Here is a 23885-nt window from a genome sequence, read left to right on the forward strand (position 1 = left end):
AGCTCCACGGCCTAGTACTGCAACGGCACTCGTGTGGGTCTGGTGGTGGTTGATGGTGGATCATGGTGGGTGTGGTGCTGGATGTGATCTCGGCGGAGTTGGAATGGTTGCACGCGCGGATCGCGGGGCGGTTCGTGCGTTCGGAGCCGCGGGCGCGGGTGCGTGAGTACGTGTCGGGCCTGGTCGCAGGGTTGGAACGGAAGAATGGGTGGACGCTGGCTGAGCAGGCCGGTGAGGTTGGTCCGGATGGGATGCAGCGGTTGTTGCGCCGTGCGGACTGGGATGTTGGCGGGGTTCGCGACGATGTGCGGGACTACGTCATCGAGCGTCTCGGTGCACCGGATGGCGTCTTGATTGTCGACGAGACCGGGTTTATCAAAAAGGGAACCCGCTCGGCCGGCGTGCAACGGCAGTACTCGGGCACGGCCGGGCGCACGGAAAACTGCCAGATCGGCACCTTCCTGGCGTATGCGTCCTCGGCGGGGCACGCGTTGATCGACCGGGAGCTGTACCTGCCGAGGTCGTGGACCGACGATCGTGACCGCTGCCGAGCCGCCGGGGTGCCCGACGAGGTCGGTTTCGCCACCAAACCCCAGCAGGCCCAGGCCATGATTGACCGTGCTGTGCGGGCCGGGGTGCCATTCGCCTGGGTCACCGGCGACGAGGCCTACGGGCAAGTCCCCTACCTGCGGGACTGGCTCGAACAGCGCGACGTCGCCTACGTGCTGGCCACCAAACGTAACGACCCCCTCACTACCGCCTCCGGACACGAACACCGAGCCGACGAACTCACCGCCACGATCTCGCCACATTCCTGGCGACGGCTCTCGGTCGGGGCCGGCGGGCACGGGCCACGCCTGTATGACTGGGCCCGCATCCCGCTCGATACCGACTGGCCGCCCGGGCGGGGTCGCTGGCTGCTGGCACGGCGCTCGATCAGCAACCCCAACGACATCGCCTACTACGTAACCTACGGGCCCCGTCGGACCCGGCTACTCGACCTGGCCTGGACTGCCGGATCCCGGTGGCACGTCGAGGAATGCTTCCAACAGGCCAAAAACGACACTGGACTCGACCACTACCAAGCACGCTCCTGGCGAGCCTGGTATGCCCACACGACCCTGTCCATGCTCGCCCTCGCCTGGCTGGCCGCGTCGAAAACGCTGGCCACACAAACAAACCCAGCGCCAGCGACCCAGACATGATCACTTACACCTTAGCAGAGCTCCGCCGCCTGCTGATCAACCTGATCACCCGAAAACCCCACGCAGCCGAACACGTCTGGTCCTGGTCACGCTGGCGCCGCCGACGCCAACACCAAGCCCGACACTGCCACTACCGACAACGCGGACACCCACTCTGAGTGCCGTTGCAGTACTAGGTTATCCACGTTCCCGTTGGCTTCAGTCATAACAACATCGCCAATTCTAAGGCGTGATCGGAACGCCAAACTTTCTTCTACTTCTATGGTCGCAACCTCCGACAGGTCTATAGTCCCATCTCGCACGTTTGCAACTCGAAGATACGGAACTTCCACGCTATCGCTCGTATCTCTGGACGCATCTACGGTAACGCCGTTCTGAATCGACACGAAATAGCTCAGTCTGGCTGTAGCAATGCCACTCGGAAGCCACGGCCAACGAACACTCTTGCTACCTTCGGAGGTTATACCGGGTGTAACCAATTCGGATATGTAAGCGAGGTGGCGGTCCCAAGCTAGCTGAGACTGCCGACTACGCATCGCAGATATCTGATCAATCCGGGCGGTTTCGGCGTCGAGGAAGTCGGCGATGCGGCGCTGCTCTTCGAGCGGTGGAAGTGGAACTGGTGCACTCGCCAAACGCTCAGCATTGAGCTCGATTTGGTTGGTAGACCCCGATACCAACGCTGACATCACGTAGTGTTGAAACTGTGCACATCGCAGATAGTGGTACAGATATCGAGAATCGCTTTGTACTCCATCAGCCCGCACCACCGTGACATGTCCATCAGCTATGGAATGTCCATCCTCGTACTCTGGAGTGAAGTATCCAACCCGCCCTAATGTCCCGGTTCCAGTAGAGTTCACCAACACGTCACCAGTGAACAGATACCCCTTGAGACTCTTGGGGTCACCCTCATGCTGATGGTATTTGACCTTGCTCCAATCAAGACCACTGTCCTGTACGCAGGCCTGATTCACGACCCTGACAGAGCTTTCATCGACGTAGTCTGGAGAAGTACCACGCCGTACCACTTTGGTCACGTGACGAAGCTGGGACCATTGCCAGTGTTCGGGCAACGGTACGCCGTTCAAGCCGGTAGTCACTCCGTCACCTCCGAAAGTAGCCGCTGGATCTCGGATTCCAGGCTCTTCAACTCGGCGTCGATCTCCTCCAGCGGCCGGGGCGGCACGTACTTGTAGAAGTACCTGGTGAACGGGATCTCGTAGCCGATCTTGGTCTTGCTGTGGTCGACCCAGGCGTCCGGCACGTGCGGCAGGACTTCGCGGGTCATGTACTCATCGATGTCCTCGTCGAGGGGGACGTTCTCGTTGTCGCGCAGCTCGGGGTCGGGCAGGGGTGTGCCCTTCTTGTCGGTCTGTAGCTCGCCTTCGGGGTCGGAGACGGCCACCGCGCCTGTCACGGCCTTGTGCACCGGCGTGGGCAGTTTCCCGCTCGCGCCGGCTTCGGCGAGTGCGTGGCGGAAGGCGGCGTCGAAGTCGACCTTCTTCCACCAGGTGTGGCCGACCAGCTCGCGCAGCGCGGCCAGCAGCGCCGGGCGGTCGTCGTACTTGGCGACGGGTTTGGCGCTGTCCACCTCGGCGAGGGTCTGCTCGGTGACCTCGAAGCGCTGCCGCAGCGGGCGTTCGACGGTGATGCGCTGGTAGCCGAAATCAGTGGTGTTGAAGATCTGGACCTTGTCGTGCAGCTCGTGGTTCTCGTCGGCGGCGATCGAACCGGCCTCGTTGTACAGCCGGGTGAGCTGGGCGATCTGCTCCTCGGTGATGTACTTGCGCTTGTCGCCGAGGCTCTTGCGCATCTTGGCCCAGTACTCGCGGGCATCCAGCAGGGTGACCTTGCCGCGGTCGCGTTCGGCCTTGTTGTTGGACAGGATCCAGAAGTAGGTGGAAATGCCGGTGTTGTAGAACAGCTGGTCCGGCAGCGCGACGATGCCCTCCAGCCAGTCGTTCTCCAGGATCCAGCGGCGAATGTTGGACTCGCCCGACTCGGCGCCCCCGGTGAACAGCGGCGAGCCGTTGAACACGATCGCCACCCGCGAACCACCCTCGTGGACCGGCTTCATGTGCGCGATCATGTGCTGCAGAAACAGCAACGAGCCATCGTTGATGCGCGGCAACCCGGCACCGAACCGACCGGCGTGGCCGAGCGCGGCCTCGCGCTCCACGTCCTCGCGGACCTTCTTCCACTCCACCCCGAACGGCGGATTCGCCAGCAAGTAGTCGAACCGCTTGCCGTAGTGCCGATCGTGGCTGAACGAGTTGTCATTGGCGATGTTGCCCGGCTCCTGATCCTTGATCAGCAGGTCGGACTTGCAGATCGCATACGACTCCGGGTTGAGCTCCTGGCCGAACAGGGTGACCGTGGCGTCGGCGTTGTAGCCGGTGACCACGTCCTCGGCCGCCGAGAGCATCCCCCCGGTGCCGCAGGCCGGATCCAACACCCGCAGCGTCGCCCCCGGCTGCACGATCTTGTCGTGATCCGGATCCAGCAGCAGGTTGGTCATCAGCTTGATGACCTCGCGCGGGGTGAAGTGCTCCCCGGCCGTCTCGTTCGAGATCTCGGAGAACCGGCGGATGAGCTCCTCGAAGAGATACCCCATCCGCTGGTTCGACACCGTGTCCGGATGCAGATCCAACGCGGCGAACTTGCCCACCACCTGATACAGGATGCCGCCTGCTTCCATCCGGTTGATCTGAGTGTCGAAATCGTACTTGTCCAGGATCTCGGCCGCCTCGTCGGAAAACCCACCGATGAACGCCCGCAGGTTCTTGCCCACCTGGTCCTGATCGGCCAGCAGCGAGGTCAACCCCTCCACATCACGGGAGAAGGTGAACTTGCTGGTGTTGTAGAACCGAAACCCCGACTCCTTCTTCAACAGCCGATCGGTGTTGCTCACCCCCAGCTGCTCCGTGGCGTGCTTCTTGCGCTCCAACACCGCCACCCGCGTAGGCTCCAACACACAGTCCAACCTGCGCAACACCGTCAACGGCAGAATCACCTTGCCGTAATCGGACTGCTTGAAATCCCCACGCAACAAATCGGCCACCGACCAGATGAAATTGGCCAGCTCCTGATCCTTCGTACTCAACGCGACATCCCCTCAACCATGCGAAACCATCCCGATTCGATCAGCAGCCCCCACCACCACACGCGACGGGTGCACCCTCAGCCGCACTCCCCGTCACGGGGCGGACGCAACCCGTGCGCAGTGAGCCCGTCGATCATGTCCTCAACCAGCTTGCCGCCCTCCTCGCGCAGGCGGTGCAGCCCGTGCTCCAGCCGGAACAGCTCGCGGAACGTCCCGGCCCAGCGCCGCTGCTCCTCCGGAGGGACGCGCGGCAGCTCCACCTTGCGCACATCCAGCCGCGCCGTCCCCGACCCCGCGCCGAGCGCGGCGTTGGCCGAATTGCGCAGAAACCCCGCCAGGAACCAGGAGTCGAGCTGCTCCGGATTCGGCCGCAGCAGCCACAGGTGCGGGCCGAGCACCGCCTCCTCCGTCTCGATCACCCGGCTGACGATCCGCTCGCCGAGCATCGGCAGCACCACGTCCCCCGCGCGGAGCCGGACCGGCTCGGCGGCACCGCGCAGCACACCGGAAGGCGCCCGACCCGCGTGAACATCCTGCGCGGTCAACGCGGTCAACCCGCTCGACTCCGCGGACTCCTCCTCACGCGAGCCGGTGGGGACCTGCTGCAGCACGGTCACCGCACCGGTGCGAGCCAGCTCCCCGACCCGCGCGTGCGGACGCGCCGAGGCGTCCTCGGGCAACACCTCCGGGACGTAATCGGGAAGCTCCCGCAGCAGCCCGAGCACGTTCTCCCGCGCGGTGCGCAGCCCCGCCACATCGGTTTCCACCGACCCGGCCAGATGCCGCGCCGGGCTGAGATCGACCTCCTCGTCGAGCAGGTCGATCGCGGGCACCACGCGGCACGCGCCCGGCTCCGCGGGCCACGAACCGCCCTCGTCGAACTCCCGCCAAGCGGGCAGCACCAGCTCACGCAGCGCGTCCCAGTCCGGCGACTTCGCCCGCAGCAGCCGCGAACCGTCCAGCAGCAGCACACCCCCCGGCGACTCCGCCTCGGGGGCGCGCAGCACCCACAGCACCGTGCTCGCCGAAGTTCCCGGAAACGCCCCTGCGGGCAGCGCGACCACCGCGCGCAGCACACCCCGACGCACCAGCTCGGCGCGGATGCGCCTGCCACGCGACTGGCCGCACACCCCCGCGGGCAGGGCGAGCACCGCCACCCCGGTGGTGTCCAGATGCGCGAGCGCGTGCTGCACCCAGGCCAGCTCGGCCGCGCCGCGCGGCGGCAGGCCGTACTCCCAGCGCGGGTCGAACTGCAGCTGTTCGAACCCCCAGTCCTTGACGTTCCACGGCGGCACGCAGCACACCGCCCCGAACATGCGGCCGGGGAAACCGTCCGCGCGCAGCGCGTCCCCGGCCACCAACCGAGGCGGAGTCCGGGTGTGCAGCAGCATGCGAGCAGTGGCCAGCCGCAGCAGCTGCCGGTTCGCGTGCTGGCCCGCCACAGCCCCCGAATCGAGAGTGGGCAGCAGCAGCTCACCGAGACCGCACCACGGGTCGAACACCTCGTCGCGCTGGACCAGATCCGCCATCAGCCGGGCGAGCTCCGGCGGAACCACCCCGGCACCGCGCGGTTCGAGCCGTTCGGCGGTGGAAACCAGCAGCTCCTCGAAAGCCGAAGGCTCCTCGAGCGCGCGATCCAGCAGCCGCAGCAGCGGCGCCCAATCCGGTCCGGGCGCCAGCGGTTCCAGATCCAGCCCCAGTTCCCCGGCCGTGGTGCTCACCCGAGCTGCCACGGCCTCGGCCAGCGCGCGGTCGTCCTCGAACGTCTCGGTGGTGAGCTCGGCGGTGAGCTTGTCGGGGCGGTCGAAGAGGTGGCGCAGCGCGAGCGCGAACGTGATCAGCACTTCCACCGGATCGGCCGTGCCGCGCAGCCCGTCGAGCTCGCGCCAGAGCTCATCGGCCAGCGGGAGCTCGGCGAGCTTGCCGTACTTGTCCAGCCACGCACGGATCTCATCGGCGTCGAACAGCGGGCTGGACGCGGTGCCCGCGATCTGCGCGGGAAAGTCGTCGTAGCGCTTGCGCCAGTTGCTCACCGCAGCCCGGCGCACGCCGGCCAGCCGCGCGATGTTCACCGCGTTGATGGTGGTCACAGCGCCGGTGGCGCTGCTGCGCTGATCGTTCACGCCGAAACCCTAGCATCGCACTTCTATGCGTTGACAAGGTTCACAGCAAATTTTGCTGTGTGAGCGAACAACACCCCGGCTCACGCGGCTCCCACGCGCGGCGGCACCGCGCACGGGGCGCGGCCGAGGATCACCCGGTGACCCGCAACCACAGCACGGTCCCGTCGTTGCCCAGCGCCACGGACTGCCGCGGACCGCGCGGCAGCGAGCGGCTCCGCCGCTCGGCGACCAGATGCGCCCTGCGCATGAACCCCGCCAGCCTGCCCGTCTCCAGATCGCGGTACAGGTTCTTCTCGATCCCCTTGTGTACCTCCAAGGTCCTGCCGCCCGGAAGTCGCGTGCTGTATCGCGTCCCCAGGATCGACATCCCGTTCGGCAGTTCGAACGAACGCAGGCTGCTCCCGAGGCTTTCGTCCCGGTGAAAATCCATGGGCATGGTTGTGCCGCCGCTCTCCCGCAAATACCGGGTGGCCGCCTCGCTCGCACCCGCGAACAGCAGCGCCGAAGCGGCGTTGGCATTGGCCAACATCTTCGAAAACCAGGTGCGCAGCCGCTCCGGCACGTTCACCACCGTCGACCGGACCGGCCCTTGCCCGGAACCACCCTGCTCACCGAAGTCGATTCCCTCCGGCGGCGGATCGGCTTCCGAGTCGGACCGCCCCTCCGGTTCCACACCAGCCACCGGCTCCGAGTCCGATTCGGGGTCCGGTTCCGAATCCGGCTCCTCCGCAGTCTCCGGCTCCAGTCCCGAAACCTTCGCGGCATCCGCGCCGACCGTGCGGACCTCGAACTCACCGGGAGCCGGCCCCGGACGCTCGCCGAGCAAATCGTCCATGTCCCGCTCGGAGCCCTGCCACAGATCGCTGTCCCCGGGCGGGTCGATCACCTTGGACTCGATTCCGGAAGCCTGCAGCATCGTCGCCACCATCATCCCGTCCGGGTTTCTGCCCCCGACCTCGACCGAGGCGACCTGTTTGCACGCCTTGGCCAGCTGCTCCACGGCGTGCCCGAGGCCCTGATGCGTCCCCTTGCACTCCAACACCACGAGCTTGAGCCCACCGCCGCCTCCGGTTCGCCGCCCCACCAGGAAATAATCCGGACGGCTGTCCGCGTGCTGGCTGACCGCGCCCACATCGGTTATGCCGTCCCGAAGCGCGTAGTCCACATCGACCGGGCTGAACGTCCAGCCCGGATACCGGCGCCGAAGAACCTCCTGTACCACGACCAGGGAAAATCCGATACCCAGATACTCGGACTGCGCCACCTTGTGGTGGTGGACCACTCTGCTGCCCACTTCGGACAGCACCAGCCGCCCCGCCCTGTTGTTACGCAGAGTGCCGCAGTAACGCATCTGTGCCCAGTGGCGAGCCAGGTCCGCGAACGGCGAATCGTCGAACAACGCAGTAGCCACGCCGATGTTCAGCAGCACATCAGCAGGACTCGTCCGCAGCGGCTCCTGATCCGACAGCCCGAGCGAGACGGGAGTTTTCCAGGTGCCGCCGAAGCTCCGCTCCCTGCGCTGCTTCGCGATCTCCTGCTCGACCCGCGCAGCGAGTTCGTCCGATCCGTCGAAATGAACCACACCCGAAGTCTTCAGCCCGTGAAACACCCGGTCGAAGTCCACGCGTTCCCCTTCCACGGCACGCCTCCGCACGAACGTAGGTTCGCGGCGCACCCCCGGACAAGATCAGTCGGAACCGATCACCGGGATGGATCAGCCCGCCACGGCCACCGGGCAGTCGCGCGGCGACCAGCGTCTCGCCGGTTCGACACCCCCGGCACGACCGCCCGGGACGTCCCTTTCGGCGCACCGCCAAGCACACACTGCCAAGTACACACATCCGTTCTGTGTTGACTTCGTTCACAGCAATGTGGTTGCCTTGGATCATCAACGCTTGAACGGCATCCGCACCGCCACCACTCCCCGCCCCACGGAGTGACCATGCGCCAGGAACCGCGAACAGCCCGTCCGCCACCACGCCGCAGCGAGCCCGGTGGCGCACCGGAACACGCGACACGTCACTTTTCTCGAACTGAATTCATTTTCTGCGCGACCATCCTCCACCCCGACCGGGAGGAAACACGTCCCGCGAAACCGCGACCCGAATTCCGGAACAACCGAACCTTTCCACCGCCGAGAGCGCGCACTTCTCCGAAAGCTCTGACAGCACACCACCGCCGCTGCGATCATCCCGAACCGCCCCGATCGCACGATCCCTACGAATCCCCGGAAAGGAAAAGTCGACAATGGACACACCCGCCGACACCCGACTGATCTCCCTCGTGCGCTCACGGCTGAACAGCGAATCCCCGCCCCTGCGCGAGCGAGTGCGCCGGCTCGTGCTCGCCGCGCTGGAGGACGATCAGCGGCTGCGCGCGGCGCTCGACGGCACCCACACCCCGACCACCACCGACGACACCGAGCACGACGCCCGGAACGAAGCCGCGCCCGCCGGAACCTACCTGCACGGCATCGAGGTCAGCGGCTTCCGGGGCATCGGCGCCCGCACCAAACTGCCGCTGCACCCGGCACCCGGCCTGACGATCGTCGCCGGACGCAACGGATCCGGAAAATCCAGCTTCGCCGAAGCCCTCGAACTCGCGCTGACCGGAAACAGCTACCGCTGGTCCACCAAGAGCTCGGCGTTCTGGAAGGAAACCTGGCGCAACGTCCACCAGAACGTCTCCCCGAGCGTTCGGATCGATCTCGCCGAGGAAACGGCCGGAAACACCCACATCGACGTGGCCTGGCCGAACACCGCCGACCCCACCCAACCCCACACCACCGTCCACCGCACCGACAACAGCCAACACCTCCCCCAGCAGTGGGAACGCGCGCTGGAACTCAACCGCCCGCTGCTGTCCTACGAGGAACTCGGCAACCTGTTCGAGGCGGGCCCCAGCAAACTCCACGACGCGCTGGCCAAACTCGTCGGCCTCGAACAACTCACCGACGGGGTCCAACGGCTGGACACCCTCCGCAAAGAGCTGTCCACCGAGGACGATCAAGCCAAAAAACTGCGCAGAGAACTCAAGAACGAACTCGCACGCAGCGAGGACGAACGTGCGCCGCGACTGCGGGAACTGCTCGGCCGACACAAACCGGACCTGGACGCCATCGGCGGATTCGTCACCGACTCGCCCGGCTCCGGCAGCGTGGCCGCCCGACTGCGCGAACTCGCCGAACCGGCCCTGCCCACGCAGGACGAGATCGACACCGCCGTGAACCGGCTGCGTTCCGCCCTCGGGGAAGCCGCCGAGCTGGTCGGCGACTCCGTGTCCGGAGCCGAACAGCGCTCGACGCTGCTGCACCAGGCACTCGAACTGCACCGCGAGCACGGCGACCAGCCCTGCCCGGTGTGCGGACAAGCCACACTCGACGCCGCATGGAGTGCCCGGGCGCGGCAACGGCTGGACGCGGACGAGCAGTGGATCAAAACCGCCCGCCAGGCCCGCGAAGCGGTGCGCCACAGCGCCGAACAACTGCGCTCCCTGATCACCCGCGTCCCCGCGCTGCCGGAAACCACCGACCTCGAACTCGACACCCTCGACCGAGCCCGGCGAGCACGACAGCACTGGGCGAACCCACCGGAACGGGACAGCGACCTGGCCGAGCACGTGGCCACCAGCTACCCCGAACTGGCAGCGGCCTGCACGGCACTGCGCGACGAAGCGGCGGCTCGCCTGGCACAGCACCAGGACGCCTGGTCACCGATCGCCGAGAAACTGGCGAACTGGCTCGGGCTGGCACGCGCGGCCCGCGCGAAGGACCAGGACCTCCAGGACGTGCGCAATGCCCACGAATGGTTGCGCGACAACACCAAACGACTCCGCAACGAACACCTGCGGCCGCTGGCCGAGCACGCGCGCCGGATCTGGTCGCGGCTGCGGCAGCAGAGCAATGTCGACCTCGGATCGATCGAACTGACCGGCAACGGGACGCAGCGGCGCGTGGCACTGCACGCCGACATCGACGGAACCGAGAGCCAAGCGCTGGGCGTGATGAGCCAGGGAGAGCTGCACGCGCTCGCGCTGGCACTGTTCCTGCCCCGGGCGACCATGGACCAGAGCCCGTTCCGGTTCGTGGTGCTCGACGATCCGGTGCAGGCCATGGACCCGGCCAAGGTGGACGGATTCGTGCAGGTGCTGGCGGAACTGGCCCAACACCGCCAAATCATCGTGTTCTCGCACGACGACCGGCTCGCCGACTCCGCGCGCCGTTCCAACGTGCGGGCACGCATCCTGGAAGTACACCGCGGCAGGAATTCCGAGGTCACCATCGAGAACTCGGACGACCCCGCGCGCAGCTACGTCTCCGAGGCACGCGCCGTGGCGAAGTCCGGCCTGGACCCCGGTGTGGCCGAGGCGGTGCTTCCCGGACTCTGCCGGATGGCGGTGGAAGCCGCCGCCTGGGAAATCTACAGCGCCAGGCGATTCCACGACGGCCAGGACCGCGACGAGACGGAACGACTCTGGACCGAGAGCAAATCCACCGGCGCCAGGATCGGGCTCGCGCTGTGCGGCGTGGCTGGCGCCGACCTGGGGTTCTGGCTGGGGGGATACCCACGGCGGCGGCACACGCTGGGCATCTGCTCCCAGGGCGCGCACGAGGGCTTGAACTGCTCGCCCGAGGAAGCCGTGAAAAGCCTCAACACCACGGTCGAGGACCTGCTGCTGGAGGGGCAACGATGAACACACCGGAGAACCTGCTCGAGCAGGCCAGAAAACTGCTGGACCACAAACCGGCGGTCACCGAGCGGTCAGCCTCCCGCATGGCCGCGCTGCTCGCCAGACGAGCGGCGGAAACGATCCTGCGGACAGTGTGCGAGAAGTACTGCGGCCGCGTCGATCAGGTGAACAACCGAGCCCTGCTGATCATCGCCGGCCAAGTGCTCGACGACGGCACCGGAGTCCTGCTGGAACGGGCCTGGTGCGGGCTCAGCCGAGCCTGCCACCGGCACGCCTTCGAACTCACCCCGCAGGAATCCGAAGTCCGCGAACTGATCGCGCTGGTCGAACGCGTCAAACACCACGGCTGAAGCGGCCGGTCCGGGTGGCCCCGCCGCCCGGACACCGAGCTCACCACGAACACCGGGCTCACCCCGGGCAGCGGCAACCATTCGAACACCCACCGGCGACAACTCCATAACGGCCGCGCCGAGCCCGCAGCCCGCGCAGCGCGCCACACCACCGCGAACCGCCCCGTCGGGCACGAAAAACCGAACGCGAAAAACGCGACTGCCCGCGATGCCCCGCAACGGGAAGTGTTAGAACTACACCCGCGGTGTCCCGGCAGCGGCCACACCTTCCGAAAAACCGCCCGAAAACGCCGCCGACTCGGGGATCGGCGGCGTGGCACACCCGCCCACGAACCATCCGGAAAACACCCGCGAGCACTTTTCGTCCCGCACACTCCCACCACGAGGAGGCAACCTTGATCACCGGCAGCGAACCGGAGGAGCCGATCTCCGACGACCGCCCCGACGCCGAGGGGCACCACGAACACCACGCTGCCGAGATCGATCCGCTGGTGGACCGGGCACGCAGGCTGTTCCGCTTTCTCGGCGAGTCCCAACGGTTGCGCACCAAACCCGTGCACACCGTCGAGAAGTACGACTCCGTGCGCTGGCTCTCCGAGATCCCGCACCACACCGCGATCACGCTGACCGGCCGCGACGACACCCCGGACGACACCGACCAGGTGCTCAGCGTGGCCCGGCTGCCCCACCGGCCCCCACCGGAACCCTCCCCCGAGCTGGCCGAGTGGCTCGACACCCCCGGAGACTCCCCCGAGCGGACCCCGCAGCTGCACAACAGCATCCCCAACGGCAACCGCCCGCGGCAGGAACGCGACCCCGAGCAGGACAAACCGGCCCGCCTCCACCTCGACGACCACCCGCAGATCAGCCGAGCCTACGACGAGTGGATCGCGCAGTGGCACTCCTGGGCCGAGCGGGAACTGTCCGAACGGCCCGTGCGCGAGCTGTACAACGAGCTGTTCAACACCTACACCGAACTCGGCAACAATCCCGAATCCCTGGAACTGGTGCTCGGCCTCGGCTGCCTGAGCTGGCAACCGAACAGCGAATTAAAGGTCAAACGGCACCTGCTGACCACAGCCGCCGAAATCCGCCTCGACGACAGTTCCGGAACAATCACCCTCACACGTTCGAATGAAAGTGTGGACAACTTCAGTCTCGAACGGGATATGCTATCCTCGGAACTGATCACCGACGCGAGCAAACTCAACGAGCTGAGCAGCGAAGCCGCCCAACTCACCGCCCACCCGCTCGACCGCACCGAACCCGCCGACGTGATCCGGCGCTTCGTGCACACCCTCGACGCCGACGGGCAGTACCACGACGAGGACACCCCCTCCCCGGCGAAGCCCTACCCCGTGGCGACCTTCGCCCCGGCGATCATCCTGCGGAAACGCTCGCAACGCGGCATCGTGCACATCTTCGACTCGATCACCGAACAGCTCGCCGAGAGCGGCACCGTCCCCGCAGGCGTGCGCCCGCTAGTCGACCCCGACCAGCAACCCGCAGCCGAACCGAGCACCAGCACCAACACCAGCACGCAGCGGGAAACCGTCGACGACGAAACCTTCCTGCCGCTGCCGGTCAACGAGAAACAACTCCGAGTCGTCCAACACGTCGACACCAAACCGCAAACCCTGGTCCAAGGCCCACCCGGCACCGGCAAGACCCACACCACCGCCGCGCTGCTGGCCCACCTGCTCGCCCAGGGCAAACGCGTGCTGGTCACCGCGCACACCGACCGCGCACTGCACGAGGTCCGCGACAAACTCCCCGACGAGATCAAACCCCTCTCGGTGGCGGTGGTCGGCACCTCCCGCCAGGAGATGTCCGACCTGCGGGTGGCCGTGGACAACATCGCCGACAAGGCCCACGAACACGACAGCGAGCACACCGCCGAGATCGCAACCGACTGCTCGAACAAGATCGACGAGGCCCGCCGCGAACGCGCCCGGCTGCACCACAAGCTGATCACGGCACACCGGCACGAGCACGAAGAGCACACCGTGGCCGGCTACCACGGCACGCTCACCGAGATCGCCCAGCAGCACACCGCCGCGGCCGAGCACTACGAGTGGCTGGCCGAGTTCGTCACCGCCTCCTCCGACAGCACCCCGCCGCTGGACAACACCGAGATCGACGAGTGGTACCGGGCGCTGTTCGACCACACGACCTCCGCCGAGGAACCGTGGGCACGACAGCGGCTGCTCGAACCGGCCGAACTCACCGCCCCCGACAAGTTCGCCGACCTGGTCGAGGCGGAAGCACAGGCCCGCGAACACGAACGCCAGTACGAGCATCTCAAGGAACACGCCGCCTTCGCCGCGGTCAGCGCGCTGGACCACGCCACGCGCGAGGCGCTGCGCAGCAGGCTGCACGAGCTGGCCGACACCATCGACGAACTCGCCCACCGGCGGGAAACGTGGATGAGCGCGGCACTCGACGACGTGCTCTCCGGGCGCGGCGACCTCTGGCGCTCCCGCGCGGACAAAATCGACGAGCTGCTCAGCCGGTGCAGCACCGCGCTGAACCAGCTCGACCAGCTCACCGAGGTGCGGGTGACCGGCGAGGACGCCTCCACACTGGTCAACCTGGCCAACGGGGCACTCGAACAGCTGCACAAAGGCGCCAGGATCAAAACCCGCACCGACGGAACCCCCAAGCTCGGCCTGTTCACCGCCAAGTGGATCAAGCAGGCAGCACCGCTGTTCGACCAGGTGCGGGTCAACGGCACCCCACCCACCACGATCGATCAGCTGCAGACGTTCCTGCACTGGGTGGAAGCCGACCGAACCCTGACCGCGCTGGACCAGGCCTGGCCCGAGGACGTGACGATCCCCGCCGAGGACACCCTGCGCGAACGGCTCGACTGGCACAGCACCGAACGCAACCAACTGGGCCGCGTGCTCGACCTCGGCGGCGAACTGGACACCGAACAACAACGCCTGACCCGGGCCGGGCTGCCGAAACCCGACTGGACCGACCTCGCCGCGGTGCGCCGCTACGCCGCACTCGACGAGGCCGCCACTGCCGTGGAAGACAGGGCCACCGCGAGCGCGCCCCTGGACGAACTCGACAAACACCTGGAGGAAACCACCCGCTGGACCGACACCGGTGAGTGCGTGCACGGACTGCTCGAGGCCGTGCGGGCACGCGACCACGAGAACTACGCCGCCCACCACCGCAGGCTGCTGCAGCTGCTGGAAACCAGGCGGCGGGCCCGGCGGCGCGAGCAACTGGAACAGCGCCTGGAGGAGGCCACACCGCAGCTGCGCGCCGCGATCGAGGCCCACCCCGAGGACGAGCGCTGGCCCGAGCGGCTGGCCGATTTCGAACGGGCCTGGTCGTGGCTGGCCGTGCGCTCCTGGGTGCTGGAGCAGCACACCATCGACGAGAACGAGCTGCAAGCCCGGATCAACAGCCTCGAGAACGTCATCCGGGAGCAGACCGAACGGCTGTGCGCCGCCCGGGCGTGGAGCCACGCGGTGGATCCCGAACGCCTCGGCGGCAGCGCGCGGGCCGACCTGCGCCAGTACTCCAACCTCGTCCGCCGCCTGGGCAAGGGAACCGGCACGCACGCGGAACGGCGACGTGCCGACATCCGCGACGCCATGATGCGCTGCCGCCCCTCCGTGCCGGTGTGGATCATGCCGATCTACCGGATCGCCGAGCAGTTCCGGATCCAGCCGAACATGTTCGACGTGGTCGTGGTCGACGAGGCCTCCCAGGCCGGGCTGGAGTCGATCTTCCTGCAGTACCTGGCACCGCGGATGGTCGTCATCGGCGACGACAAGCAGGTCTCGCCGATGGGCGTGGGCCTGAACCAGGAGGAGCTGCACAAACTCGCCGGCCAGTACATCGCCGACGACCCCTACCGGGCCTCCTGGGAGGACCCGCAGCACAGCCTGTTCGACGACGCCAAGATGCGCTACGGCGGGCAGATCACGCTGACCGAGCACCGGCGGTGCGTGCCCGAGATCATCGAGTTCTCCAACCGCATCGCCTACCGGCCGGACAACATCCCGCTGAGCCCGGTGCGCCAGTACGCCGCCGACAGGCTTGAACCGTTCCGGGCCCGCCACGTCACCGAGGGGTACCGCACGGGCAAAAGCAACCAGCCCGAAGCCGAAGCCGTCGTCGAGGAGATCGTGCGCTGCCTCGACGACCCCCGGTACGCGGGCAAGACCTTCGGGGTCATCTCACTGATGGGCGACGACCAGCAGGCCCGGCTGATCGAGCGCGAACTGCTGGAGCGGATCTCACCGCAGGAGATGGAAAGCCGCAGGCTGCGCTGCGGAACACCCCCCGACTTCCAGGGCGCCGAACGCGACGTGGTGTTCCTGTCCATGGTGGAGGCGCGGCGCGCGGACAAGCGGATGAGCTCGCTGACCACCCTGCAGCACGTGCAGCGCTACAACGTGGCGGTCTCCCGCGCCAAGGACCAGGTCTGGCTGTTCCACTCGGTGAGCCTGTCCGAACTGCACAACCGGGAGGACATGCGGTTCCAGCTCCTCGAGCACTGCTACGGCATGATCGACGGCAGTGCCCGCGCCGACTCCGGCGAGCTGGTGGGAACCGTCTCCGAGGACCAGCGCGACACCGGCTTCGACTCGCTGTTCGAGCAGCGGGTGTTCAACCGGCTGGTCACCCGTGGCTACTCGGTGATCCCGCAGTACCCGGTGGGCCCCTACCGCATCGACCTGGTGGTGATCGGCACCAAGGCGCGGATGGCCGTCGAGTGCGACGGCGACGCCTGGCACGGCCCCGAAGCCTACGAACGCGACCTCGCCCGCCAGCGCGAGCTGGAACGCTGCGGCTGGACCTTCCACCGCATCCGGGAATCCTCGTTCTACGTGGACCAGGCCCGCGAACTCGAAGCGCTGTGGAAGGCCCTGCACGAGCAGGGCATCCACCCCAGGGGTGCCGAGCCCGAGACCGTGGACCAGCCCGACCGGTTCGTGGAGGCGGCACTGGCCGAGGCCACCCCCGCGGCACCGTCCACAGCGCAGACCACACCGCAGGTCGTGACCGAGCCGCACCGCGCGACGGTCGGCGAGACCGCGGCCGCACCGACCGCGGTGGAGACACCGGAGGTGGCAACCACGGCGGAGACCGTGGACACCGTGGATGCCGTGGACACCGTGGATGCCGTGGACACCGGGGACACAGTGGGTGCCGGGGACACAGTGGGTGCCGGGGACACAGTGGGTGCCGGGGATGCCGGGCACGACGGGGACGGTGCCGGGCTCGACGAGCACCCGAGCACGCCCGCCGAGTCCGAGTCCGAGTCCGAATCCGACTCCGGTCCCGAGCCCGAGTCCGAGGTGCGTGCCGAGGCCCGTGCCGAGGAGCCGGAGCTCACCGACGAGGGCGTCGTTGCCGAGCACGCCGAGCACGTGGAGTACAGCGGCACGCTGGCGCACCCGCAGAGCCTCACGCGCAAGCAGCTCGCCGAAGGGATGTGCGAGATCGTGGCCGTCGAGGGGCCGCTACTCGGCGACAGGCTGGGCAAGCTCTACGCCCGCGCCTACGGCGGGCGACGCACCAAGGAGATCACCAAAGCCCTCCACGCCGCCATCTCCACGGCCGTGCAGGAGGGCATGCTGGTGCAGGACACGCCACTGGAGGAAAGCGGCATCAAGGACCGCACCTTCCGGCTGCCCGAACAGCCACCGGTCCACGTGCGCACCGCCGGGCAGCGCTCCATCGAGGAGATCCCGCCCGCGGAACTGGCGACCGTGCTGGCCCAGCAGGCCCGCCAACACGGCTGGCAGGACGAGAAACGGCTGTTCCGAGCCGTGCTGCAGCGGTTCGGCCGGCGACAGCTGACCGCCAAGGCGGAGCAGCGGCTGCGCACGGTCAAACCGCTGGCCACCACCGAGGAAATCTAGCCGCTCGTCGGCACGGACAAGCACACGAAAACGCCCCGCGGTTCCGGTTGTGCGGAACCGCGGGGCGTTTTCGTGCCTTCGCGGTCGGAATCCCGGTCAGAAACCGGTGCTGCCGTTGCTGGTGTTCGCGGCCAGGATCAAGAGGGCACCCCGATCGCCGCCGGAGCCTGCCCCGTCCTGGTTGGTCCGGGACGGAGAACTCGACTGATCAGCACCCGGCCCCCAGTTCCTCTCGTTGAAATGCTTGTCCACCTGGTTGACCAACGCCACGAACACGACGATGGAGACGATGACGGCGATCACTCCGGTCACGAGCCCGACGTAGCTGACGATCATGTTCGTGGCCGTGCCCTTGTGCGCGCGCACCACCGCGATGATCCCGAAGATGATCGCCAACGCCCCCAGGATGAATCCCAGGAAACCGATGATCGGAATCCAGGCAAGGCAGATCCCGACGATCCCCAGAACCAGGGCGGTGACGCCCATGCCGTTCTTCGGCGCCGCAGCCGGCTCCCCCGGCTGCTGGTTCATGTCCGTCACTATCGCTCCTCACCAAAACGCCACAGCCTCCCCAGGAACATCGGCTCGATCAGCACCCACCTTTCGAGGCATGGAGTCACGAAAAAGGCACGATCGAAACGCGCGTGCCTCCACCAGCACCGGGACACCCCGACCGCGGTGAAGGCCGGAACGCGACAACACCCCTGGCCGGAAGCAGGCGGCGCACCCCGTGGCCGTGACGACTGGAGAACCTCACCTCAGTGGAGTCCGCTCACCATGACGAACTCGCGCTGGAGGTGGTTTTCGCTGACAAGCGCTTGACCGCGGCGAAGTAGCGGTTCGCGCTCCGCGTGAACATCAGCACCGTGGCACCAACCACGCACGCGATGTGGGTCAGCCGCACGACGAGGAACATCCAGCCCCACGTGCCGCCACCGCTGAACGCCCGCACGAAAGTTTGCCCGTTGACCATGGCAACGGCCGCCGGAACGACGAGCGAAGCGAGACCGATGACGGAGAGCAGGATAGTCAGGGCAACACGGGCCCACCGTCGTCCCCTCCAGAGGCTCACGACCAGGACCGTGGCCAGCGCGTAGACGACGAGACGCACGGCTGTGCCGATCCACACGCCCGGGCCGAGCTCTCCCGCGTGCACGGCCCGGCTGACGGCGAGGATCGATTCGAAGACGCCGGCCGCCACCGCGAGCGCCCAGAGGATCGCCGCTCGCCGCACGTTGGCGGGAATGTCCATGACACCGAACTCTGCCATCTCACGTTCGAGATGGCAGGAAAACACCAAAATCCGCGCTCCGGTCACACCTTCCCGACCTGAGCACCCCGTCCCCGGCCCACGGGATCAGCCCGTTCTCACTCGCCGATTCCCTTCGTGCAGCGGTTCAGAGCTCCTCGCCGGGATCGGGGGGTCAGTGGGCGAGAGCCCCCGCCTGGTGGGCTGCTGGTGAAGACGCAGCGACCCCGGAGGTTGATGTGCTGCCACCCGAGCGGAGGCAGGCGAGCCAGTTCCCCGCCGCGGAAGGGATCGCCCTGGCGGCGGAGGTGCTCGATACGGACGCGTCTGGTGTTGCCTCATTCGTCACGGGCGGCCTGGGACCGTGCGTCCGGCTCTTCGGAGTCATTTCGAGAGCATGCGCGCAATACGCTTGCCAAAACCTCCGGAAATCGCCGCAGCGTCTCCTCTCGGAGTGACACGAAGCAGCGGGTGCCCTCAAGCCGATGCCGAGTCAACCCCGCCTCGCGAAGCGTTTTCATGTGATGACTCAAGGTGGACGGTCCTACCTCGACCTCGAAGTCCTCGCGCGGGTGCTCCCCGTGGTCGGCCAGCACCGTCACGAGCTGCAGCCGGACGGGATCGCCCAAGGCCGACAGCAGACCGGCCAGCGAGACGTCTTGCGGATCGGGGTGATGCAGCTTGCGAGGCATGGCACCATCGTAACATCGATATTCGTCGAATATCGATGTATGGTTGACCGGAGACGACCACAGACCTGACGCCGGAGGGCAGGATGGACTTTCTCGTCCGCATCGACACAGCACGCGTCCACGAGCTGCCGACCGACGAGCTCGAGGACATCACCACCCGCGAGCGCGCACGAGGTCGCGAGCTCATGGCCGAGGGCGTGCTGCGACACCTCTGGAGCGTGCCCGGCCGGAGCGCCAACATCGGCATCTGGAGCGCGGCCGATGCCGATGCCCTCAACGAGGCACTGGCGAGCCTGCCGATCCGGCCCTACGTCGACATCGACGTGACACCACTGGCCACCCACCCCATGACGGCCGAGAACCCGGCGACGTAGTGCACGACGCCGTGGCCCGGCCAGTCGGCGTGCGAACCACTGAACGCCGCACGCTCAGCCACCCGAACACCGCCCACCGCCGCCTGAAGGAGCAAACATTGACCCGCACCGCAACGCCGACCACCCCGCCGCCAGAGTGGGCGGATGCAGCCGCAACGCCCTGGACAGGCATGCAGTTGCGGGACCTGACCCTGCCCAACCGCGTGTGGCTCTCGCCGATGTGCCAGTACTCGGCCGACGAGCGCGGCGCTCCCACCAGCTGGCACCTGGCCCACTACGGCGCGAGAGCTGCCGGGGGAGTCGGAATGGTGATGGTCGAGGCCACCGCTGTCGCACCGGACATGCGCACCACTGCTGGCGACCTGGGGCTGTGGAGCAAGCACCAGGTCGACGCGCACCGGCGACTGGCCGAACTCATCCGCTCAGTCGGTTCCGTCCCGGCGGTTCAGCTGGGTCTCGCGGGGCGGAAGAGCTCGCACGGCATCCCGTGGGACAACACGGGCACACGTCACCCCGTCTCGCCCGCCGACGGTGGATGGCAGCCGCTCGCCCCCTCACCGCTGCCGTTCTCCGGACTCACAACACCCCGGTCGATGAGCGCAGCGGACATCGACCGAGTGCTCGGAGACGTCGAACGCGCGGCCCGCAACGCCCACCGAGCCGGCTACGAGGCCCTCGGGCTGCAGGGGTCGAACGGCTACCTGTTCCATCAGTTCCTCTCCCCACTGGCCAACGAGCGCACCGACGCATGGGGTGGTGACCTCGAGAGGCGACTGCGATTCCCGCTCGCGGTGGTGTCCGCCCTGCGGGCAGGGTGGCCTGCGGAGAAGCCCCTCGTGATCCGCACGCCGGTCACCGACCTGCTCGACGGAGGGGTGACCACCGACGACACCGAGGTCCTCGTCGCTCGCATGGCCGAGCTCGGCGTGGACCTGGTCGACATCAACTCCGGCGTTCTCGTCCCCGAAGCACCCCGCCCCTCCGAGCCGCTCGAGAACACCCGGTTCGCGCCACGCCTTCGGAAGCTCGGCATGCTGACCGCCACCTCCGGCTCGATCACCGAAGCACACCAACTCCACGAGGCCGTCCCGAACTCGGTGGACGCTCTGCTGGTCGGCCGGGCGATGCTCCGCGACCCCTACTGGGCGCTCCGCGCCCGCGGTGAGCCACCTGCCGACGTGTGGCCCAAGCAGTACCACTGGGCGTTCTGACCTGCTCGGCAAGCCCGCTGCCCACCGGAAACACCCCGAAACCATGCTGGAGGACCGACAGCAGACCCCGCCCCGAGCAGGAGAACGACTCAGCACCGCCCGACCGCGGCCCAGAAGGCGTTGCGGGCGCCCTCCGGCACCACCTCCGTGTCCGGCCGCCACTCGGTGGCGTGCACCAGCCCCGGCTCGACCAGCTCGAGATCGCCGAGCAGCGCGGTGAACTCCTCCACCGAACGATGGTTGGCCATGTGGGTGGTGTCGCGGTACAGCTTCGAGATCCCCTCGACCCGGTCCGGCTCGTCGTAGTGATCGGTGATGTGCGAAACCACCAGGTAACTGCCCGGAGCCACCGCCCGGCGGTAGGCCTCCACGATCTCGGCGGGCCCCTCCTCGTCACCGATGAAGTGCAGCACCGCCGCGGCCAGCACGGCCACCGGCTCCTCGAAGTCGAGCAGCCCGGCCACACCCGGCGCGGCCAGCACCTCCGCGGGACGACGCAGATCGGCCTGGGTGATCGTGGCCGTGTCGACGCCCTCGAGGATCTGACGCGTGTGGGCCACCGCGACGTGCTCGTTGTCGACGTAAGCCACCCGGGCCGACGGGTCCTGCGCGTGGGCGATCTCGTGCACGTGGCCCACCGTGGGAATTCCCGACCCCAGATCCAGGAACTGGCGAATCCCCTGCTCCAGGCAGAACCGCACCGCCCGCTGCAGGAACGCCCGATTGCCCCGCGCCCCCGGGATCATCGTCGGGGTGATCCCCACCGCCCGCTCGGCGGCCTGCCGATCCGCGGCGAAGTTGTGCGACCCGCCGAGGTAGTAGTCGTACATCCGCGCCGCGTTCGGCGTCTCCACGTCGATCCCCTCGGACCGCACCGGCTCCCCGATGTTCATGCCCCACTCCCCACTAGCGCGCTCAATCACCGTCCGGGAGCGTACACACACACCTCGCCACAGCGAAGAGCGCGCGTGAGCGGACCACCCGCGGCGGCCCGCTCACGACCGAACTCACGCCCGGATCATATGTAGGGGCGGCGATCCAGAACCGGGCGCAGCGGGCGTTCGGTCCGCACGCGTTCGGTGCCGAACAGGTGCCGCTGCACGTGGGCGAACGCCGAGACCGCACCGGTGAGCGTGTGCGTACCCATCCAGCTGTCGACGAAGTCCCGTTCGCGTTGCCCGGAATCCAGCGCCCGGGCGACGAGCACGTCAACAGCTCTGCCCACGGCCCGCCGGGTCCGCTCCGCCAGGTCGTCGTCCAGGTGCAGCAGGGCGCGGCCGAGCATGTAGACCGCGTCGAAGGTCAACCACCACGGGTTGTGCTCGTCCCACAGCCCGTCCGAACGCTGCAAACCCAGCAGCGCTTCGGCCCGCTCCTGCGGATGCCCGAGGGTGCGGTCGAGCGCCGCCCACAGGAAGTCGAAGTGGAACGTTCCCCCGATCTGGTCGAGATCACCCGTGGAGGGTTTGCCGATGCCGACCATGCCGGTGGCGGGGTCGAGTTTGCCGTTCTCGACGTAGTCGACCAGCCACTGGAACCAGTGCCGCTCGACGAGCCCGGAAACGTTGTACACCGTCGACGCCAGCCCGGTGACGATCTCACCGGCCTCGTAGCACCGCGAGCGCCAGTCGAGCACGTCGAAGAAGCGCTCGCACCAGGAGGTGTCCCGCATCGCCTCGGCGAAGGACAGCCGGTGCTTCGGCAGCACCCCGTTGTGCAGCTCCGGGCAGAACAACTGCAGCGCCCCCACCGCGAAACCGGTGTTGTGGGCGGTGGCCAGCACCGGCGTGTCATCGACGAAGTAGCCGGAACGGCAGTCCTGGTAGCGCCCGATCTCCCGCAGCCACACCTCGGCCGGACGCAACTCGTCCAGCCTGTCCACGGTGTACAGAATGCACGCGGCGTCCGCGGTGCCGTACAGCCCCGGACGCGTGGACCCCGGCGACTGCCCGTACTCGGCGATTCCCGGACCCGCCTTCGCCTCGGGCAGGAACACCTCGTTGATCCAGGAGACGAAGGGACGCAGGTCCCACGAGCGACCGGTCACCATCCTGCCACGTCCCTGATGTACTCCCGGGACAACCTGGAGTACAGGTAGGGGTCCGCCGTCCCCGGATTCTGCTCGGCCTCCACCACGATCCAACCCCGGTAGTCGTGCTCGCGCAGGGTCCGAAAGATCGGCTCGAATTCGAGACCACCGTCGCCCGGCACGGTGAACAACCCCTCGATGATCGCGAACTCGAAGCCCGTTCGCTCCTTCCTGACCTTGTCGACCACCGCGGGGCGGATGTTCTTGACATGCAGGTGCGTGACCTGTTTGACGTACTTGTCCAACGTCCGCAGCGGATCGTCGCCTGCCAGCGCCAGATGCCCCGTGTCCAGCGTGATCGGCAGGTGCACCTTGCCGCCGGACCGCTCGTCCACCCGCCGCGCGAGCTCGTCGAGATCGGCGGTGTTCTCGACGACCGTCTGGATGTGGGGGTGGTAGCCGAGACTCAACCCGTGCCGGTGCGCGATGCCGTCGAACTCCACCATCCCCCGGGCGAGCGTGTCCCACTCCCCCTCGTCGGGGGCGGGGACCGCCCGCGGGAACAGCTGCTTGGTGACCGCGGAGAAGTGCTGGGTGTACGGGTCGTCGTCGAACTTCTTGAACGGACAGCGCGTGCACTCCGCCGTGTTCACGTGCTTGGCCCCCGCCGCGGCGAGGAAGGCGCAGTAGCGGTCGAACCGCTCGTACTCCTGGTCGACGGACCTGCTCAGCAGGAAGGCGCTGAACCAGCCCGCGGCAGGCTCCAGGCCGTAACGCCGCAGCACCGCGGAGAGCCGGGCGGGATCACCGGGAAACACCGCCCCCAGCTCCGTGCCGTCGAACCCGGCGCGCGCGATCTCCCGCAGAATGGTGTCCACCCCGGTGTCGGCGCCGAGCACGGGGAAGTCGTCGTTGCGCCAGTTGATCGGCGCCCCGGCCACCTTGACGTTCCTGTCCGATGTCATC

The 23885-nt window shown here is 67.6% G+C and carries 16 protein-coding genes; 6 read left to right on the forward strand and 10 right to left on the reverse strand.

Annotation, left to right across the window (positions count from 1 at the left end; genetic code table 11):
* The first annotated feature begins 71 nt into the window (after nt 1-71).
* Nucleotides 72-1205 (forward strand): IS701 family transposase, encoded by a 1134-nt coding sequence (locus tag G9Q41_RS03000; RefSeq protein ID WP_092522561.1) that lies wholly within the window; start codon nt 72-74, stop codon nt 1203-1205.
* 86 nt (nt 1206-1291) lie between these two features.
* Here the strand turns inward: G9Q41_RS03000 and G9Q41_RS03005 are convergent, their stop codons facing one another.
* The 4 genes from G9Q41_RS03005 to G9Q41_RS03020 form a co-directional block, all read right to left on the reverse strand.
* Complete coding sequence (locus G9Q41_RS03005; RefSeq protein WP_165631337.1) at nt 1292-2308, reverse strand: restriction endonuclease subunit S; 1017 nt, start codon at nt 2306-2308, stop codon at nt 1292-1294.
* Nucleotides 2305-4311 (reverse strand): class I SAM-dependent DNA methyltransferase, encoded by a 2007-nt coding sequence (locus tag G9Q41_RS03010; protein ID WP_207630378.1) that lies wholly within the window; start codon nt 4309-4311, stop codon nt 2305-2307. The genes G9Q41_RS03005 and G9Q41_RS03010 overlap by 4 nt, the downstream gene beginning before the upstream one ends.
* A 77-nt stretch (nt 4312-4388) precedes the next feature.
* Nucleotides 4389-6434, reverse strand: a complete 2046-nt coding sequence (locus G9Q41_RS03015) for an N-6 DNA methylase (RefSeq protein WP_165631336.1) — start codon at nt 6432-6434, stop codon at nt 4389-4391.
* A 130-nt stretch (nt 6435-6564) separates the two neighbouring features.
* Nucleotides 6565-8016, reverse strand: coding sequence for a hypothetical protein (locus G9Q41_RS03020; RefSeq protein ID WP_165631335.1), 1452 nt, complete (start codon nt 8014-8016; stop codon nt 6565-6567).
* A 665-nt stretch (nt 8017-8681) separates the two neighbouring features.
* Here G9Q41_RS03020 and G9Q41_RS03025 point away from each other — a divergent pair.
* The 3 genes from G9Q41_RS03025 to G9Q41_RS03035 all read left to right on the forward strand — a co-directional run bounded on the left by G9Q41_RS03025 (nt 8682) and on the right by G9Q41_RS03035 (nt 17364).
* On the forward strand, nt 8682-11126 hold the full coding sequence (locus G9Q41_RS03025; RefSeq protein WP_165631334.1) for an AAA family ATPase: 2445 nt from the start codon (nt 8682-8684) through the stop codon (nt 11124-11126).
* Entirely contained in the window at nt 11123-11473 is a 351-nt protein-coding gene (locus G9Q41_RS03030; protein ID WP_165631333.1) for a hypothetical protein, read from the forward strand. The genes G9Q41_RS03025 and G9Q41_RS03030 overlap by 4 nt, the downstream gene beginning before the upstream one ends.
* A gap of 395 nt (nt 11474-11868) precedes the next feature.
* Nucleotides 11869-17364, forward strand: a complete 5496-nt coding sequence (locus G9Q41_RS03035) for an AAA domain-containing protein (protein ID WP_165631332.1) — start codon at nt 11869-11871, stop codon at nt 17362-17364.
* Between the two features lie 96 nt (nt 17365-17460).
* On the opposite strand, the gene G9Q41_RS03040 is transcribed toward G9Q41_RS03035, so the two are convergent.
* From G9Q41_RS03040 to G9Q41_RS03050, 3 genes are all read right to left on the reverse strand, one after another.
* On the reverse strand, nt 17461-17904 hold the full coding sequence (locus G9Q41_RS03040) for a hypothetical protein (protein ID WP_207630377.1): 444 nt from the start codon (nt 17902-17904) through the stop codon (nt 17461-17463).
* A 232-nt stretch (nt 17905-18136) separates the two neighbouring features.
* Nucleotides 18137-18682: a hypothetical protein gene (locus G9Q41_RS03045; protein WP_165631331.1), complete on the reverse strand. Its 546-nt coding sequence runs from the start codon at nt 18680-18682 to the stop codon at nt 18137-18139.
* 269 nt (nt 18683-18951) lie between these two features.
* Entirely contained in the window at nt 18952-19305 is a 354-nt protein-coding gene (locus tag G9Q41_RS03050) for an ArsR family transcriptional regulator (protein ID WP_092521179.1), read from the reverse strand.
* Nucleotides 19306-19388: 83 nt separating this feature from the next.
* Between G9Q41_RS03050 and G9Q41_RS03055 the strand changes: the two genes are divergently transcribed.
* Both G9Q41_RS03055 and G9Q41_RS03060 read left to right on the forward strand, forming a co-directional pair.
* A complete protein-coding gene (locus G9Q41_RS03055; RefSeq protein ID WP_092521178.1) occupies nt 19389-19679 on the forward strand; it encodes a muconolactone Delta-isomerase family protein in 291 nt (96 codons plus the stop codon).
* Between the two features lie 170 nt (nt 19680-19849).
* Nucleotides 19850-20890 carry an NADH:flavin oxidoreductase/NADH oxidase gene (locus G9Q41_RS03060; protein WP_165631330.1) on the forward strand — a complete coding sequence of 347 codons (1041 nt, stop codon included), beginning with the start codon at nt 19850-19852 and terminating at the stop codon, nt 20888-20890.
* Nucleotides 20891-20979: 89 nt separating this feature from the next.
* On the opposite strand, the gene G9Q41_RS03065 is transcribed toward G9Q41_RS03060, so the two are convergent.
* The 3 genes from G9Q41_RS03065 to G9Q41_RS03075 form a co-directional block, all read right to left on the reverse strand.
* Nucleotides 20980-21783 (reverse strand): SAM-dependent methyltransferase, encoded by an 804-nt coding sequence (locus tag G9Q41_RS03065; protein WP_165631329.1) that lies wholly within the window; start codon nt 21781-21783, stop codon nt 20980-20982.
* A 125-nt stretch (nt 21784-21908) separates the two neighbouring features.
* Nucleotides 21909-22940, reverse strand: coding sequence for a hypothetical protein (locus G9Q41_RS03070; protein ID WP_165631328.1), 1032 nt, complete (start codon nt 22938-22940; stop codon nt 21909-21911).
* Complete coding sequence (locus G9Q41_RS03075) at nt 22934-23884, reverse strand: TIM barrel protein (RefSeq protein WP_242687101.1); 951 nt, start codon at nt 23882-23884, stop codon at nt 22934-22936. The genes G9Q41_RS03070 and G9Q41_RS03075 overlap by 7 nt, the downstream gene beginning before the upstream one ends.
* Nucleotide 23885: the final 1 nt, after the last annotated feature.

It is taken from the genome of Actinopolyspora sp. BKK2 (assembly GCF_011291845.1).
Classification (GTDB): domain Bacteria; phylum Actinomycetota; class Actinomycetes; order Mycobacteriales; family Pseudonocardiaceae; genus Actinopolyspora; species Actinopolyspora saharensis.